This window comes from Pseudomonas mohnii (genome assembly GCF_900105115.1).
Lineage (GTDB): Bacteria > Pseudomonadota > Gammaproteobacteria > Pseudomonadales > Pseudomonadaceae > Aquipseudomonas > Aquipseudomonas mohnii.
Genome location: NZ_FNRV01000001.1, coordinates 2,335,088 through 2,351,232, shown reverse-complemented (window position 1 = coordinate 2,351,232; position 16,145 = coordinate 2,335,088). Strand labels below are relative to the sequence as shown.

At 59.4% G+C, this 16,145-nt stretch carries 15 protein-coding genes; 9 read left to right on the top strand and 6 right to left on the bottom strand.

From position 1 onward, the window contains the following. Positions 1 to 627: 627 nt before the first annotated feature. Positions 628 to 1,407: a peroxide stress protein YaaA gene (gene yaaA, locus BLV61_RS11010; RefSeq protein ID WP_047532869.1), complete on the bottom strand. Its 780-nt coding sequence runs from the start codon at positions 1,405 to 1,407 to the stop codon at positions 628 to 630. A gap of 178 nt (positions 1,408 to 1,585) precedes the next feature. Between yaaA and BLV61_RS11005 the strand changes: the two genes are divergently transcribed. The 6 genes from BLV61_RS11005 (at position 1,586) to BLV61_RS10980 (ending at position 6,871) form a co-directional block, all read left to right on the top strand. Continuing rightward, positions 1,586 to 2,710: a polysaccharide deacetylase family protein gene (locus tag BLV61_RS11005; RefSeq protein WP_090464891.1), complete on the top strand. Its 1,125-nt coding sequence runs from the start codon at positions 1,586 to 1,588 to the stop codon at positions 2,708 to 2,710. 358 nt (positions 2,711 to 3,068) lie between these two features. Continuing rightward, positions 3,069 to 4,463: a PhoH family protein gene (locus tag BLV61_RS11000; RefSeq protein ID WP_090464888.1), complete on the top strand. Its 1,395-nt coding sequence runs from the start codon at positions 3,069 to 3,071 to the stop codon at positions 4,461 to 4,463. Between the two features lie 175 nt (positions 4,464 to 4,638). Continuing rightward, complete coding sequence (gene moaC / locus BLV61_RS10995) at positions 4,639 to 5,112, top strand: cyclic pyranopterin monophosphate synthase MoaC (RefSeq protein ID WP_090464885.1); 474 nt, start codon at positions 4,639 to 4,641, stop codon at positions 5,110 to 5,112. After that, a complete protein-coding gene (gene moaD / locus BLV61_RS10990) occupies positions 5,109 to 5,351 on the top strand; it encodes a molybdopterin converting factor subunit 1 (protein WP_090464882.1) in 243 nt (80 codons plus the stop codon). The genes moaC and moaD overlap by 4 nt, the downstream gene beginning before the upstream one ends. A 3-nt stretch (positions 5,352 to 5,354) precedes the next feature. Continuing rightward, positions 5,355 to 5,807, top strand: coding sequence for a molybdopterin synthase catalytic subunit MoaE (gene moaE, locus BLV61_RS10985; protein ID WP_090464879.1), 453 nt, complete (start codon positions 5,355 to 5,357; stop codon positions 5,805 to 5,807). A gap of 287 nt (positions 5,808 to 6,094) precedes the next feature. Further along, a complete protein-coding gene (locus BLV61_RS10980) occupies positions 6,095 to 6,871 on the top strand; it encodes an ABC transporter substrate-binding protein (protein ID WP_047532850.1) in 777 nt (258 codons plus the stop codon). Positions 6,872 to 6,978: 107 nt separating this feature from the next. On the opposite strand, the gene BLV61_RS10975 is transcribed toward BLV61_RS10980, so the two are convergent. From BLV61_RS10975 to BLV61_RS10955, 5 genes are all read right to left on the bottom strand, one after another. Next, entirely contained in the window at positions 6,979 to 7,620 is a 642-nt protein-coding gene (locus tag BLV61_RS10975) for a helix-turn-helix transcriptional regulator (protein WP_047532847.1), read from the bottom strand. 91 nt (positions 7,621 to 7,711) lie between these two features. Continuing rightward, on the bottom strand, positions 7,712 to 8,839 hold the full coding sequence (locus tag BLV61_RS10970) for an NAD(P)/FAD-dependent oxidoreductase (RefSeq protein ID WP_090464875.1): 1,128 nt from the start codon (positions 8,837 to 8,839) through the stop codon (positions 7,712 to 7,714). 123 nt (positions 8,840 to 8,962) lie between these two features. After that, positions 8,963 to 9,907, bottom strand: a complete 945-nt coding sequence (locus tag BLV61_RS10965; protein ID WP_090464872.1) for an ornithine cyclodeaminase family protein — start codon at positions 9,905 to 9,907, stop codon at positions 8,963 to 8,965. 138 nt (positions 9,908 to 10,045) lie between these two features. Beyond that, on the bottom strand, positions 10,046 to 11,533 hold the full coding sequence (gene rhlB, locus BLV61_RS10960) for an ATP-dependent RNA helicase RhlB (protein ID WP_090464868.1): 1,488 nt from the start codon (positions 11,531 to 11,533) through the stop codon (positions 10,046 to 10,048). A 97-nt stretch (positions 11,534 to 11,630) separates the two neighbouring features. Then, entirely contained in the window at positions 11,631 to 12,287 is a 657-nt protein-coding gene (locus BLV61_RS10955; protein WP_090469861.1) for an alpha/beta hydrolase, read from the bottom strand. A gap of 467 nt (positions 12,288 to 12,754) precedes the next feature. On the opposite strand from BLV61_RS10955, the gene BLV61_RS10950 reads away from it, so the two are divergent. The 3 genes from BLV61_RS10950 to BLV61_RS10940 all read left to right on the top strand — a co-directional run bounded on the left by BLV61_RS10950 (position 12,755) and on the right by BLV61_RS10940 (position 16,141). Then, a complete protein-coding gene (locus BLV61_RS10950; RefSeq protein WP_090464863.1) occupies positions 12,755 to 13,786 on the top strand; it encodes an amino acid ABC transporter substrate-binding protein in 1,032 nt (343 codons plus the stop codon). A gap of 65 nt (positions 13,787 to 13,851) precedes the next feature. Then, a complete protein-coding gene (locus BLV61_RS10945) occupies positions 13,852 to 15,033 on the top strand; it encodes an amino acid ABC transporter permease (protein ID WP_047532833.1) in 1,182 nt (393 codons plus the stop codon). Between the two features lie 10 nt (positions 15,034 to 15,043). Next, entirely contained in the window at positions 15,044 to 16,141 is a 1,098-nt protein-coding gene (locus tag BLV61_RS10940) for an amino acid ABC transporter permease (protein WP_047532831.1), read from the top strand. Positions 16,142 to 16,145 lie beyond the last annotated feature (4 nt).

Genomic DNA, 16,145 nt, shown 5'->3' with positions numbered 1-16,145 from the left:
CCCTGTTATGCAGCCAATCCACTATTCAGAGGATGTCCGTGCAATCGTCTTGCGCGCTCGATACCAGGCCATGAGCCCGTAAATCAAGCGCTTGGGTGCTCCATTGAGCACGCTTATAGGGGCGCTGCCATGGCCTTGTAGGGGATAGTCATAAAACGTTATCTCCTGTCCGTTGTGTATTGCCCAAATCAGGGATTATTCAGCACAAGTTGATGTGGCAACTTTGCTACATGGATCTCTGTTCTGCGTAAGTTATCTCGTACAAGCATTGTGAGAATCGTTACCGGTGGTATGAGCGGTGCATTCGGACATAGTTCCGACCCGCTGATCATGAATTCTGAAATTTCTTGAAATATTGAGAAAGATGGCACTGCTTTCATATTGATAGCACTTGCCGTTTCGCCCTTTATATATAGGCGATTTATTGGGGGGGATAGTTTTTTGCCACTACCGATAAAAAATTTCAGTGCCACTACTGAAAAAAATCATCAAAGTCGAGTGAAACTAAAGTTATAAATCGGCGCGATGTATTTTTGGCGCCATTAAAATGGCGAATGTGGCGGGAGAATTGTGGGGGCTCAATGGGGGCGCATGACGGATCTGAGCGTCATGCGCCACCCCGGCGTTTCAGTCTGGAGCGTGATCGCGCAGGAACACCAGATTGTCCGGTTTAGACTGCTCGGCGCTGTAGCGATAGCCCTGCACGTCGAACTGTTTGAGGGCGGCCGGGTCGTTGATGCGTTCTTCGATCACGAAGCGACTCATCATGCCGCGGGCCTTTTTCGCATAGAAGCTGATGATTTTGTACTGACCGTTCTTCAGGTCCTTGAACTCGGTGTTGATAATGCGCGCCTTCAGGGCGTTGCGTTTGACCGCCGAGAAGTACTCGTTGGAGGCCAGGTTCAGCAGCACGTCATCACCCTGGTCGGCCAGGGCTTCGTTCAACCATTCGCTGATCCGCGTGCCCCAGAACGCATACAGATCCTTGCCACGGGCATTGGCCAGCTTGGTACCCATTTCCAGGCGGTACGGTTGCATCAGGTCCAGCGGGCGCAGCAAGCCATACAGGCCGGAAAGCATGCGCAAGTGTTGCTGGGCGTAATCGAAATCGGCTTCGCTGAAGGTTTGTGCATTGAGGCCGGTATAAACGTCGCCCTTGAAGGCCAGCAAGGCCTGTTTGGCGTTTTCAGGGGTGAACGCGGGCGTCCAGCTGCCGAAACGCGCGGCGTTGAGCCCGCCGATCTTGTCGGAGACATGCATCAACTCGCTGATCTGCGCCGGTGTCAGTTCGCGCAATTGCAGGATCAGTTCCTGGGAATGGTCCAGGTATTGCGGCTGGGTAAAGCGCTGGGTCGCCGGCGGTGTTTCGTAATCGAGGGTCTTGGCGGGTGAAATCACCATCAGCATGAAGTCGTCTCCTTTAATCGTGGGGGCGATTCTAGGGGGTTGTCCTGGTTGACTCCAGCTATCAAGGCCATAGGTGATGATCGGTGGGGTTGCACAAGGCCCTGTGTGCGAGCCTGCTGCGGGAGTTGGGACTGGATCGGCTATAGTGCCGCGCGGGTTTTGTTATGGAGACATCCCATTGCGCATCGTTTTTCTTTTTTCGGCCTGGCTCTTGAGCTTCGGGGCCATGGCGGCGCCGGGTGATGTGGCGACCCTTGATCGCAGCACCTGGCCTGAACAACTCGGCAACCCGACGCTGTTCGACGTCGCCTCGCGCGCCGAAATCCTGATGTTTGCCCGTGTGCTGCTGGCCAGCGAAGCGATGGACGAACCGGCACTGGCCCAGCATCTGGGCTTGCGCACGATCAACATGGCGTCGGTCAACCATGTTCGCCAGCGCCTGTGGCTGCGTCTGTTGAGCAGCTACAACTTCGCCCAGCAGAGCTGCGACCAGGATGCGTCTTTCTGTTTCCTGGTCGAGGACATGCCCACCCTGCGCGAGCAAGCCGCCAAGTTCCAGATCAGCGAGGACAGCTACTACATCAAGTGGGCCGAACCGAGTCGCCTGTTTCATGCCCAGTACCTGGACGAGCAATTGCGCAAGGCCGCGCTGTTTCCGCAAACCAGTAGCGAAGTCGATCGTTTCGGCGACTTTGAGCGCAATGGCGACGAGATGCACGACCGGCTGTTTCTGCTCACCTTCGACAGTGCCGCCAATGCCATGCCGGACAACACGGACTGGGTCACCGAGTACCTGCGCAAGTCGAACATGAGCGGCACGTTCTTCGTCCTTGGCAAGGATATCCAGACGCGTCTGGCCGAGCGTTCGGTGGCGAGCCTGCAATCGACCTACTCGATGCAGTGTGTCGGCGTACAGGGTTGGGAATTCCGCTCCCACAGCCATTGGCAGGACTGGCAGGATTCGGTGCGGCGCAGCGCCGAGCTGGTCAAAAGCAAACTGCCGGAGAACTACGTGCCGCTGTTTCGCCCGCCCGATGGCCAGCGCCGTTCCGACGCGCAAGGCTTCTTCAAGTCTCAGGGGTTGCGGGTGGCGTTATGGGACATCGATGCCCAGGACGGCGCCGGTAAGCTCAAAGCCAGCCAGAGCGCGCAACGGGTGCTGACCCTGATGCTGCTGTGGCGTCATGGCGTGATCAATTTCAATGTGAAACAGGATGGGGTGAAAACGGCGATGCCCTGGCTGATTACGCAAACGGCGCAAAGCGGAATCGGTTGGGAAGACTGCCAGAACGGGTTCCAGTGAAAAGCCGGAGCGTGTTTCGCCGGGAAGGGCGAAAGCCCGTAAACATTGGGCGAAGGGCGATTTTGGGAAGGATTTCGATGCAGGCGGACTTCCGACTTTAACGGGGTGATGGCAGTCCGCCAAGTGCTATTGGTCATTCTGAAAAATAAACTTCAAAAAAACGTCAAAGTGCTTTTTTCTGTCATGTGTTTTGGAGTATTACGAAGACAGACCGCCGAAACCTGCAACACAGGTGGCGTCTTCCAAGACCCGTTTGTTTGCAGTCACTTGGATCTCCGCAGGTGAGATTCGGCGGCCACTTCGAGGCGCGGCACCGCCAAGGTATTGCGTCGACTGGCTCCCACAAAGGTGACCGAGTATGGATGATCACGGACGTAGCTCTTCTTCCAACCAGCCAATCCTTTATGTACTCGATACCAATGTATTGATTCACGATCCAAACGCGCTCCTCAATTTCGAAGAACACCACGTCGCCATCCCGATGACCGTGCTGGAAGAGCTCGACAAGCTCAAGAGCGGGCATCACAGCGTCGCGGCCGAATGCCGCCAGGCCATTCGCCTGATCGACAAGACCCTGGGCGATGCCTCCCCCGAGGACGTTGAACAGGGTGTGCCAATCCAGCGGGGCAAGAGCGGGCCGAAGGGCTTGCTGTCAATTCTGATGAGCAAGCGTGCCGAGCCGAACCTGATTCTGCCCGAGCATCTGAACGACAACAAAATCATCAACCAACTGATCGACCTGCACGCGCGCGATCCGAAACTGCCCGTGGTGCTGGTCACCAAAGACATCAACATGCGCCTCAAGGCCCGCGCGTGCGGGATCGCGGCCGAGGACTACAGCACCGACCAACTGGTTGACGACGTATCGCTGCTGCCCAATGGTTATCACAACATGACCGGTTCCTTCTGGGACCGTGTGAGCAAGGTCGAAACCCGTCAGGACCATGGCCGCACCTGGCATCAGGTGCAACTGATCGACAACTTGCCGGCCGTGCACATCAACGAGTTCATCATCGATGAGCAGGGCTTTGTCGGCTGGATCAAGGAGATCGAAGAAGACAAGCTGCTGATTCTGGACCTGCACCAGGAACCCCTGCTGCACCAGGAAGCCTGGGGCCTGAAGCCACGGGACATCTATCAGAGCCTGGCACTCTACGCCTTGCTGGATCCGGACATCCACCTGGTCAACCTGTCCGGTGCGGCCGGCTCCGGTAAAACCATCCTGGCACTGGCGGCGGCGATCGAGCAGACCATGGTCAGCAAGCGCTACCGGCGGATCATTGCCACCCGTAGCGTGCAGGGCCTGGACCAGGAGATCGGCTTCCTGCCCGGTACCGAAGCGGAAAAAATGGAGCCATGGCTGGGCGCCATCACCGACAACCTCGAAGCCTTGCACATGGATGACGAAAACACCCATGGCAGCGTCGATTACATCCTCAGCAAAGTGCCGTTGCAGTTCAAATCCCTCAACTACATCCGGGGCCGCAGCTTCCAGCAGAGTCTGATCCTGATCGACGAGTGCCAGAACCTCACGCCGCACCAGATGAAAACCATCATCACCCGTGCCGGCGCCGGTTCCAAAGTGGTGTGCCTGGGTAACCTGGCGCAGATCGACACCCCCTACCTGTCCGCGACCAGCTCCGGGCTGACCTACCTGACGGAACGCTTCAAGGACTTCCCGAACGGGGTGCACATCACCCTGCAAGGAGTGCCACGTTCGATCCTGGCCGAATACGCAGAGTCTCACCTCTAGCTGCAAGCTTTAAGCTGCAAGCCGCAAGTTTCAAGCGAACCAAGTGAACTTCACTTGCCGCTTGTAGCTTGCGGCGTTCCGCTGCTTAAATACTCCCTTCCCGAACCTACAACCGGACTGCGCTTTTCACTTGCCGCTTGTAGCTTGCCGCTTGCAGCTGCCTCAAGGAGGCCTCGTGCTGACTCATCTCGATTCCCAAGGTCGCGCCAACATGGTCGACGTCACCGAAAAAGCCGTGACGTTCCGTGAGGCGACGGCCCAAGCGCTGGTGCGCATGCTGCCCGAAACCCTGCAGATGATCGTCAGCGGCGGTCACCCCAAGGGTGATGTCTTCGCCGTGGCGCGCATTGCCGGCATTCAAGCAGCGAAGAAAACCAGTGACCTGATTCCTCTGTGCCACCCGCTGATGCTGACCGGCGTGAAAGTCGAGCTCAGTGCCGAGGGCGAGGACATTGTACGTATCGTGGCGCGTTGCAAACTGTCCGGGCAGACCGGTGTCGAGATGGAAGCCCTGACCGCCGCCAGTGTGGCAGCGTTGACCATCTACGACATGTGCAAGGCCGTCGATCGCGGCATGACCATCGAAAGCGTGCGTCTGCTGGAAAAGGTCGGCGGCAAGAGCGGGCATTTCCAGGCGGATCAGCCATGAACATCACAGTGAAATTTTTTGCCCGTTATCGCGAGGCGATTGGCGTGGACGCGATCAAGGTCCAGGGCGATTTCGCCACTGTCGACGACGTGCGGGCATGGCTGGCGCAGCGCGACGGCGCCGAGGTGCTGAGCGAGCAGAACCTGATGTGCGCGCGCAACGAAGACCTCTGCCAGCTCGACGAGCCGGTGAGCGAGGGCGACGAAGTGGCGTTTTTTCCGACCGTGACCGGGGGCTGATCCATGGCGATTCGCGTGCAGTCCACGGCGTTCGATCCGGGAGCCGAGGTCAACGCCATGCACGATGCCAATGTCGGCGTCGGCGCGGTGGTGAGTTTTGTCGGCTACGTGCGCGACTTCAATGACGGGCTCGACGTGGCCGGAATGTTCCTCGAGCACTATCCGGGCATGACCGAAAAAGCCCTCGCCAAGATTGCCCGCGAGGCCGAGCAGCGCTGGCCGCTGCTCAAGCTGGACGTGCTGCATCGCATTGGCGCGCTGGAGCCGGGCGAGCCCATCGTTTTTGTCGGCGCCGCCAGTGCGCACCGTCAGGCCGCGTTCGACGCCTGTGCCTTTGTCATGGACTACCTGAAAACCCGCGCACCGTTCTGGAAGAAAGAAAACACCAGCGACGGCCCGCGTTGGGTCGAAGGGCGCGACAGCGATCATGCGGCGGCGGATCGCTGGAAGCAGTAAGTTCTGCGGCGTTTCCAAGTAAGCCATCGCGAGCAGGCTCGCTCCGACATTGCAACTGCAAACACAGACCCACTGTGGGAGCGAGCCTGCTCGCGATGGGGTCATCCGCACCACCAACACTTTTATTGACTCCCCTCCCGACCACCGGCCGATACGGGCTGCATTTGTCTGATTGACGGATAATACGTAAAAGTCCAGTATGGAATTATAAGTACAAAAAAGGCATTCCCTGTTTCAGCTCTTTCTTCTGTCTTGCCAAACCAACAACAACCCGCGAGAGAACGAACATGAAGAAGTTTCCCCTCATCACCGGTCTGGCCCTGAGCCTGTTGGCGTGCAGTAGCGTGTTTGCCGCCGAGAAAACCTTGCGCATCGGTATCGAGGCCGCTTACCCGCCGTTCGCTTCCAAAACCGATCAAGGCGAAATCGTCGGTTTCGACTACGACATCGGGAATGCTCTGTGCGCCCAGATGAAGGTCAAGTGTGTGTGGGTTGAAGGTGAGTTCGATGGTCTGATTCCTTCCCTGAAAGTGAAGAAGATCGACATGGCGCTGTCGTCCATGACCATCAACGACGACCGCAAGAAGTCGGTGGATTTCACCCACAAGTACTACTTCACTTCATCGCGCCTGGTGATGAAGGAAGGCGCGGTGGTGGATGACCAGTACGCCAGCCTCAAAGGCAAGACGGTCGGCGTGCAGCGTGCCACCACCACGGACCGTTATGCCACCGAGGTGTTCGAGCCCAAAGGCATCACCGTCAAGCGTTACGGCAACAACGAAGAAATCTACATGGACCTGGCGGCCGGTCGCCTCGACGCCATTTTTGCCGACACCATTCCGCTCAATGACTTCCTGTCGATGCCGCGCGGTAAGGGCTACGCATTTGTCGGGCCTGAGTTGAAGGACCCGAAATACGTTGGCGAGGGCGCCGGGATTGCCGTGCGCAAGGGTAATGCCGAGTTGGTCAGCGAACTGAACACCGCCATCGACGGCATTCGCGCCAATGGCGAATACCAGAAGATTTCCGATAAGTACTTCAAGTCCGACATCTACGGCGACTGATCTACCGCCATCGCCAGCAGGCTAGCTCCCACAGGTTTTGTGTACGCCGCAAATCCCCTGTAGGAGCCAGCCTGCTGGCGATGGGGCCAGACCAATCAACACAGCCGCTAGGCTTTCAATTCCTTCAAATGCTTGTACACCGTCGCCCGTCCCATGTTCAGCACATTGGCCACATAGTTCGAAGCGCTTTTGCCTTTGAACGCCCCTTCGGCGTGCAGTGCCAGCACCAGCTCGCGTTTGTGGTCGCGGGTCAGCAGGTTCAGGCTCAGTTGCCGCTCGCGCAGCCAATTGTGCAGGAAGGTGTTGATGCGCTCCTGCCAGTCATCGCGGAACAGTGAGTCCGGTTGCGGAATCAGTTTGTTCGGCGACAGAAACAGGTCCAGCGCCGCCTTGGCGTTTTCAAACAGCGAAATATTCAGATTGATGCACAGCACCGCCATAGGATGTCCGTCGCGGTCGCGCAGGACGGTGCTCAAGCTGCGAATTTTCTGACCATCCCAGTTGAGCTTTTCATACGGTCCGATATTTCGTTCGCTGACATCGTCGCTGAGCATGTCTTCGAGCGCCGAGTCGTCGCCTATCTCCCTTTTCGACAGGTTGTTGGCGATGTAGTCGACCTTCTGCGTGCGCAAGTCGTGCAGCACCACTTCGGCGTGGGGAAAGAACAACGTGGCGATGGCGTCGGCAATCGCCCGGAAGTTATCCAGGGCGGCGTCGTTCAGGGCCGGGTCTTTTTCGGGGGCGTTCATCACATGGGGCTCCGGGCAGCTTCAGCGCCCCGAAAAACGGGGCTCTGAAAGTGTGCCGCAATCGTGTCGGCGCGTCACCTGAGGGTGAGGATCAGCCCAGGCGGGCAGGGGAGAGCATGGCGGCGTTCAGGCCGAAGCGCGTGAGTGGCTCGGGCAGGGCCTCACCGCGCACCAGGGCGGCGCTGGCCTGGCCCATGGCGGGCGAGGTCTGGATGCCATAGCCGCCTTGTGCCGCCACCCAGAACAGGCCCGGCACCTGTGGATCGAAACCGGACAACAGGTCGCCGTCACTGACGAAGCTGCGCAGGCCGGCCCAAGTGCGGGTCGGACGGCGGATGGTCAGGGTCGTGGCTTCTTCGATCTGATAAATACCCATGGCGATGTCCAGCTCTTCAGGCTGCACATCGTGCGGTTCTACCGGATCGGCGTTGGCCGGTGAGCCGAGGAACATCCCGGCATCGGGTTTCATGTAGAAGGATTCGTCGAGGCTGACCAGCATGGGCCAGTGATGAATGTCCACGCCCTCGGGGCCGGCGAAAATGAAGGCCGCACGCCGCTTGGGTTGCAGGCCCAGGGGTTTGGCGCCGGCCAGTTCACCGATCTTGTCGGCCCAGGCGCCAGCGGCGTTGATGATGACCGGCGCGCTGAAGGTGCCGGCGTGGGTCTGTACCTGCCACACGCCTTCGGCATCGCGGCTCAGGCCCAGTACTTCGCAGTCTGTATGGACTTCGCCTTTGTGGCGGCGGATTCCGCGCAGATAGCCCTGGTGCAGCGCGTCGGTGTCGATGTCGCTGGCGGTCGGGTCGTAGATCGCGCCGTGGACTTTTTCCTGGCGCAGGATCGGCAGTCGGGCGCAGGCCTCTTCCGCGCTGAGCAATTGCATCTCGGGCACCGTGGCCTTGGCGCTCAGGTATTGATTGTTCAGTTCGGCCGGGTCACCGGTGAAGTCCACGGTCATTTCGCCGCGCGGGGTGAGCAACGGGTGCTCGCAGAAGCCGGTCGGTGGCGTGTCGAAAAACGCGCGGCTGGCCTGGGTCAACGCGCGAACCTGCGGTGTGCCATAAGCGGCGCTGTACAGCGCCGCCGAGCGTCCGGTGGAGTGATAGGCCGGATGGGATTCGCGTTCGAGCACGACCACGCGCCCGTGCTGCGACAGCCAGAAACCGGTGGAAGCGCCGGCAATCCCGCCGCCGATGATGATGAAATCTGCGTGGCTCATGAACGTCTCCTGTTATCGGTCATCCCTGTAGGCGCCGGCTTGCTGGCGATCGCATCGCCGCAGTGTAAATGATGGACCGTGGCGTCTGCATCGCTGGCATGCCAGCTCCCACAGGGTGGGGTGTTAGGGTTGTAGGCGGTAGATGGCATTGGCCAGCGCGATGTCTTCCAGGCCCAGGCCGATCGAGCGGAAGAACACATGGCGATGGTAGTCAGGGCGCTGCACCTTCTCGCTCAGCAGATCCGCCAGGTCGCCGACAATCGCATCGTTATTCCAGCCATGTTGTTCGCCGGCAATCAGCATCTCACCGGCCGAGCCGGGGGTGGTCAGACGATAGTCACAGAAGACCTGCATGTCATTGAGGCTTTGCGGCGGCACTTCGTGGGCGCGTGGGGCGTTGGTGCTGATGGAGGTGATCAACGCCGGTTTGCGCAGGCTGGACGGGTCGATCACCGGGCCGGCGGATGAGGTGCAGAGCATGATCACCTCCGCGTCGTCGACAGCGGCTTCGCGGCTGTCGACGACGGTCAGGCGTGGCTCGATGCTTTTCAGCAGGGCCACGGTTTCAACGTCGTCGCTCAGGTTTGGCGAGTACAGGCTGATGCTCTGCCAGTCGCGCAGGTTCTTCACGTAGCGCAAATGCGCCTGGGCGACCTTGCCGCTGCCGATGATTGCCAGGCGAGTCGCTTTGAGTGGTGCAAGTGCATCGACCGCCACGGCGGTCGTCGCGGCGGTGCGCGCCGTGGTCAGTTCGCCCGCATCGCACAACAGTAGCGGCTGACCGGTCTGCATCGACATCAGTAAGGTCCAGGCGGTCACCAGCGGGCCTTGTTCGCGCACGATGTACGGCGACGTCTTGACCCCGTACACGCCTTCTTTGGCCAGCACACCCAGATAGTTGATGAAGTCGCCGGCACCCTGGGGAAACTCCACCAGTTGCTGCGCCGGTTGCACCGCCTGGCCGGCGGCGAGGTCGCGGAACAGGTTGCGCATGATCTGCGGTACGTCGACCTGGGCCAGCCACTCACGGGCCTGCGGTTGGGTGATCACATGGGGGCTGTTGGTCATGGTGGCTCCGGGTATCGGGATAAACTAATTTGTCCATTATGGACATTTAAATATCGCGAGCAAGCACCTATTAAAAAAAGCCGGGCGAAAAAAAGGCGCAGTCCGTTTCCGGCTGCGCCTCTTTCTACGCGTCGTCCGTTACGGACGCTTGCGCTCAACCGCACGCAGCAGGTGCGTCGGTGGCGTTTCACAGCTGATCTTGCGACCCAGCTTCTCTTCGATGGACGGTAGCTGGTAGGAGTCGTCTTCACCGGCAAAACTGATGGAGACACCGTCGGCACCCGCACGACCGGTACGCCCGATGCGGTGCACGTAGTCGTCCGGGACTTCCGGCAGGGTGAAGTTGATCACGTGGCTGATGCCGTCAATGTGGATGCCGCGCCCGGCCACGTCCGTGGCGACCAAGACACGGATCTTGCCTTCGCGGAAACCTTCCAGGGTCTTGATGCGCTTGAGCTGCGGCACGTCGCCGGACAGCTGCGCCGCATTGATGCCATCACGCACCAGGCGTTCTTCGATGCGCCGCACTTCATCCTTGCGGTTGGCGAACACGATCACCCGCTCCCAGCCGTTATCGTTGACCAGGTTGTAGAGCAGTTTGTACTTGTCGGCAGCGGCGACCGCGTAGATGTGCTGCTCGACGTTTTCGTTGGCGACGTTGGTGATTTCGATTTCGACAATGGCCGGGTCGGTGGTCCACTGCTTGGCGAGGTTCATCACGTCTTCGGTGAAGGTCGCGGAGAACAGCAACGTCTGACGCTCGCTCTTGGGCGGGGTCTGGCGAATGATCTGGCGCACTTGCGGGATGAAACCCATGTCGAGCATGCGGTCGGCTTCGTCCAGCACCATGACTTCGACCATGTCCAGGTGCACGTCGCCGCGCTGGTTGAAGTCCAGCAGGCGGCCCGGCGTGGCGACGAGGATGTCGCAGTGACGGGCCTCGAGGTGCTTGAGCTGCTTGTCGAAGTCCATGCCGCCGACGAAGGTCATGACGTTGAGACCGGTGTATTTGGTCAGGTCGGCGGCGTCCTTGGCGATCTGCACCACCAGCTCGCGGGTCGGCGCGATGATCAGTGCCCGTGGCTCACCCATGTAGCGCTCTTTCGGCGGCGGGGTTTGCAGCAGCTGGGTGATGATCGAGATCAGGAACGCAGCGGTTTTGCCGGTACCGGTCTGGGCGCGGCCGATGGCGTCTTTGCCCGCGAGGGTGAAGCCCAGCACCTGTGCCTGGATTGGCGTGCAATACGGGAAGCCCAGGTCCTGGATGGCGTGCATCAGTTCCGGGGCAAGTTTGAAATCGTGGAAGCGGGTTTTGCCTTCCTGCGGCTCGACGACGAAATCTTCGAGTTTCCACGGGATCACCGGGGCCTTTGGCTTCGGTTCGCGGCGCGGTTTGGCGGGTTTCGGTGTTTCGTTGCGAGGTTGTTCGGACGTGATTGGCGCCGCAGGTTCGACGGCCGGAGCGGGCTTGGGCTCGTGTTTCGGTGCCGCTACGGTAGCGGCCCGATCAGACGGATGACCGTCGGCGCGGTGGCTGGGCGTTTGAGACGGAGCGCTGGGGACTGGCGCGAGTTGCTCAGTCTCGCTTTTACCGAACATTTTCTTGAGTGCTTTGAGCACGGTCATCTCATCAATTGGTTAAGGAATGTACGCCGGCCAGTGTAATGCAAGAATCGGGCGCGGCGTAGTGGGATGGATCAAAGGGTGTTTTTAAACATTCGGTTTAACGCAAGCGCTCGGCGAGCCAGGCGCCTATGTCGCGAATTTCCTCGGGTAACACTTCGTGACCCATTGGGTATTCCTGCCATGTCACGGTGACACCACGCTGTTTCAGATGCTCGTAGGCGGTCCGGCCCATCGAGTTTTGCACGACATCGTCGTACTGACCGTGCAGCGACAGCACCGGAATGCGCTGCTGGCTGGCGGACAGTTCCAGGGTGTCGCTGAAAGTCGGTGCATAGGTCGAGAGGGCAAGTACGCCGCCCAATGCTCCCTGCCATTTCAGGAACGCGGTGTGCAGTACCACGGCACCGCCCTGGGAAAAACCGGCCAGAAAAATCCGCGAGGCGTCTATTCCGGCTGCTCGTTGCACATCGATCAGCTGGATGACCCGTTGTGCCGACTCCTCCAGTTGTTCACGGTTGATCGCGCGCGCCGGACTCATGGCCAATATGTCGTACCAGCTCGGCATCTTGTAACCACCATTGATAGTGACAGCACAGGTGGGCGCCTGGGGGAGTACGAAGCGGGTGGTCAGCAAGGTTTCTTGCAGCGCTTCGGCGACCGGCAGGAAGTCGTAGCGATCGGCGCCAAGGCCGTGCAGCCAGATGACGCAGGCGTCTGCGGGCTTGACGGGTTCTAGAATCAAGGGCTCGGTCATGGCTGCTCCAATGTTGTGCATGCGCGCTCATTCAGTGCGAGGTCTGAGTGCGCGTCCGGTTGATCAGTTAAGTAGATGTCGCAAGGCTACAAGTTTTGCTCTTGACCTGCGCCTGAAACGATTTTGCAAGCGGTGTGGTACGGGGTTTGCTATGCACATGCTCGTACGAAAGATCCTACGCCTGTCGGTAACACTATCAGTGTACCGCTGACCGTGGGAGAGCAAAAAAATCCGGTGATGGATGTTCGCCAGTGGCCGCTACGGGCTTCGCGAACGTGAAGGGCTACAGCCCGTTCGGCCGATTGGTGAGAAGTGAGTTGTCCCTGATGTGGATTTTCTCCTACTAGACTCATAGCTACGGTCCTACGTCGCTTGACCCTAAAAAAAGCCAACAAGGGTCAACAATGCCTCAAAAGGGTGCGATTGGACCACGCTCCGACACAACAAGAGCAAAACTGGAGGTTTGAATGAAGATGTTGAAATCCACCCTGGCAGTCGTGACTGCAGCCGCAGTACTCGGCGTCAGTGGGTTCGCTCAGGCGGGCGCGACCCTGGATGCAGTGCAGAAGAAAGGTTTCGTACAGTGCGGCGTCAGCGATGGCCTGCCTGGTTTCTCTGTTCCAGACTCCACCGGCAAGATCGTGGGTATCGATGCGGATTATTGCCGCGCGGTGGCTGCAGCTGTCTTCGGCGACGCGACCAAGGTCAAGTTCAGTCAGTTGAACGCCAAGGAGCGCTTCACCGCGCTGCAGTCCGGCGAAATCGACATCCTGTCGCGCAACACCACCATGACCAGTTCCCGTGACGCAGGCATGGGTCTGAAATTCCCCGGCTTCATCACTTACTACGACGGCATCGGTTTCCTGGTTAACAACAAGCTGGGCGTCAAGAGCGCCAAAGAGCTGGACGGCGCGACCATCTGCATCCAGGCAGGTACCACCACCGAGCTGAACGTTTCCGACTACTTCCGTGGCAACAACCTGAAGTACACCCCGATCACGTTCGACACCTCCGACGAAAGCGCCAAGTCGCTGGAATCCGGTCGTTGCGACGTACTGACGTCCGACAAGTCCCAGCTGTTTGCCCAGCGCAGCAAGCTGGCCTCGCCGAAGGACTACGTGGTTCTGCCGGAAACCATCTCCAAGGAGCCATTGGGCCCTGTCGTGCGTAACGGCGACGACGAGTGGCTGGCCATCGTGCGCTGGACTGGCTACGCCATGCTCAACGCTGAAGAAGCCGGCATCACTTCGAAGAACGTCGAAGCTGAAGCCAAGTCCACCAAGAACCCGGACGTTGCCCGTCTGCTGGGTACCGACGGTGAATACGGCAAAGACCTGAAAGTGAAAAAGGACTGGGTCGTCCAGATCGTCAAGCAAGTCGGCAACTACGGCGAAGTGTTCGAGAAAAACCTCGGCAAGAGCACTCCGCTGGAAATCGACCGCGGGCTGAACGCCTTGTGGAACGCTGGCGGCATTCAATACGCACCACCAGTGCGCTGATGGTTCTATCACCCGGTGGGCCAACCACCGGGTGATGTTCTGTTCCATTATTTGCGGGGCACTTCATGCAAAATTCAATCGGCGCACCAAAGCAGAGGCTCAGCCTCAGCGATCCGAAAGTGCGTGCGTGGCTATTCCAGATCATCACCATTGTCGCGGTGGTCTCGATGGGCTGGTATCTGTTCGATAACACACAGACCAACCTTCAGCACCGGGGCATTACCTCGGGCTTCAGCTTTCTGGAGCGCAGTGCCGGGTTCGGCATCGCTCAACACCTGATCGACTACACCGAATCGGACTCATACGCCCGGGTGTTTGTCATCGGCCTGCTCAACACCCTGTTGGTGACCTTCATTGGCGTGATCCTGGCGACGATCCTCGGTTTCATCGTCGGTGTGGCGCGGTTGTCGAAGAACTGGATCATCGCCAAGCTGGCGACGGTGTATGTGGAAGTCTTCCGTAACATTCCGCCGCTGCTGCAGATCCTGTTCTGGTACTTCGCGGTGTTCCTGACCATGCCGGGGCCGCGTAACAGCCATAACTTCGGCGACACCTTCTTCGTCAGCAGCCGTGGCCTGAACATGCCGGCCGCGCTGATGGCCGATGGTTTCTGGGCGTTTGTCGCCAGCGTCGTGGTGGCCATCGTCGCCATCGTGCTGATGTGCCGCTGGGCCAACAAACGCTTCGAAGCCACTGGTGTGCCATTCCACAAGTTCTGGACCGGCCTGGCGCTGTTACTGGTGATTCCGGCGCTGTGTGCGCTGATCTTTGGCGCGCCGCTGCATTGGGAAATGCCGAAGCTGCAAGGCTTCAACTTCGTCGGTGGCTGGGTGCTGATCCCGGAACTGCTGGCCTTGACCCTGGCCCTGACGGTGTACACCGCGGCGTTCATCGCCGAGATCGTGCGCTCGGGCATCAAGTCGGTCAGCCACGGCCAGACCGAAGCGGCGCATTCGCTCGGCCTGCGCAACGGCCCGACCCTGCGCAAGGTGATCATCCCGCAAGCCCTGCGCGTGATCATTCCGCCGCTGACCAGCCAATACCTGAACCTGGCGAAGAACTCATCGCTGGCGGCCGGTATCGGTTACCCGGAAATGGTCTCGCTGTTTGCCGGTACGGTGCTGAACCAGACCGGGCAGGCGATCGAAGTGATTGCGATCACCATGAGCGTGTACCTGGCGATCAGTATCAGCATTTCCCTGCTGATGAACTGGTACAACAAGCGCATTGCGCTGATCGAGCGGTAAGGAAAAGCGCATGAGTACTCATACTTTCAAACCCGACATGCCACCTCCGAGCAGCAGCATCGGTGTGGTGGCGTGGATGCGCGCGAACATGTTCTCCAGCTGGCTCAACACCCTGCTGACCCTGTTTGCGTTCTATCTGATCTACCTGGTGGTGCCGCCGATCCTGCATTGGGCGATCCTCGACGCCAACTGGGTCGGCACCACTCGCGCCGACTGCACCAAGGAGGGCGCCTGCTGGGTGTTCATCCAGCAGCGCTTCGGCCAGTTCATGTACGGCTACTACCCGCCGGAACTGCGCTGGCGCGTGGACCTGACGGTGTGGCTGGCGGTCATCGGTGTGGCACCGCTGTTCATCTCGCGCTTTCACCGTAAAGCAGTGTATGGCCTGAGCTTCCTGGTGTTGTACCCGATCACTGCCTACTTCCTGTTGCATGGTGGTCTCTTCGGCCTGACCAACGTGGCGACCAGCCAATGGGGCGGCTTGATGCTGACCCTGGTGATCGCCACTGTCGGTATTGCCGGTGCGTTGCCGCTGGGGATTGTCCTGGCCCTGGGCCGTCGTTCGAACATGCCGGCGATTCGTGTGGTCTGCGTGACCTTCATTGAATTCTGGCGCGGCGTGCCGTTGATCACGGTGCTGTTCATGTCCTCGGTGATGCTGCCGTTGTTCCTGCCCGAGGGCATGAACTTCGACAAACTGCTGCGGGCCCTGATCGGTGTGATCCTGTTCCAGTCGGCCTACGTGGCTGAAGTGGTGCGCGGTGGTCTGCAAGCGATTCCCAAGGGGCAGTACGAAGCCGCCGCGGCGATGGGCCTGGGATACTGGCGCAGCATGGGCCTGGTGATTCTGCCGCAAGCCCTGAAGCTGGTGATTCCAGGCATCGTCAACACGTTCATTGCCCTGTTCAAGGACACCAGCCTGGTGATCATCATCGGCCTGTTCGACTTGCTCAACAGCGTCAAACAAGCCGCCGCCGACCCGAAATGGCTGGGCATGGCCACCGAAGGCTACGTGTTCGCAGCCCTGGTGTTCTGGATTTTCTGTTTTGGTATGTCCCGCTACTCCATGCATTTGGAACGTAAGCTCGACACTGGCCACAAGCGTTAGGAGT

Coding starts and splice junctions, on each gene's coding strand:
- yaaA (WP_047532869.1), bottom strand. CDS start 1,407: ATGCTGATGGTGATTTCACCCGCCAAGACCCTCGATTACGAAACACCG.
- BLV61_RS11000 (WP_090464888.1), top strand. CDS start 3,069: ATGGATGATCACGGACGTAGCTCTTCTTCCAACCAGCCAATCCTTTAT.
- moaD (WP_090464882.1), top strand. CDS start 5,109: ATGAACATCACAGTGAAATTTTTTGCCCGTTATCGCGAGGCGATTGGC.
- moaE (WP_090464879.1), top strand. CDS start 5,355: ATGGCGATTCGCGTGCAGTCCACGGCGTTCGATCCGGGAGCCGAGGTC.
- BLV61_RS10980 (WP_047532850.1), top strand. CDS start 6,095: ATGAAGAAGTTTCCCCTCATCACCGGTCTGGCCCTGAGCCTGTTGGCG.
- BLV61_RS10975 (WP_047532847.1), bottom strand. CDS start 7,620: ATGAACGCCCCCGAAAAAGACCCGGCCCTGAACGACGCCGCCCTGGAT.
- BLV61_RS10970 (WP_090464875.1), bottom strand. CDS start 8,839: ATGAGCCACGCAGATTTCATCATCATCGGCGGCGGGATTGCCGGCGCT.
- BLV61_RS10965 (WP_090464872.1), bottom strand. CDS start 9,907: ATGACCAACAGCCCCCATGTGATCACCCAACCGCAGGCCCGTGAGTGG.
- rhlB (WP_090464868.1), bottom strand. CDS start 11,533: ATGACCGTGCTCAAAGCACTCAAGAAAATGTTCGGTAAAAGCGAGACT.
- BLV61_RS10955 (WP_090469861.1), bottom strand. CDS start 12,287: ATGACCGAGCCCTTGATTCTAGAACCCGTCAAGCCCGCAGACGCCTGC.
- BLV61_RS10950 (WP_090464863.1), top strand. CDS start 12,755: ATGAAGATGTTGAAATCCACCCTGGCAGTCGTGACTGCAGCCGCAGTA.
- BLV61_RS10945 (WP_047532833.1), top strand. CDS start 13,852: ATGCAAAATTCAATCGGCGCACCAAAGCAGAGGCTCAGCCTCAGCGAT.
- BLV61_RS10940 (WP_047532831.1), top strand. CDS start 15,044: ATGAGTACTCATACTTTCAAACCCGACATGCCACCTCCGAGCAGCAGC.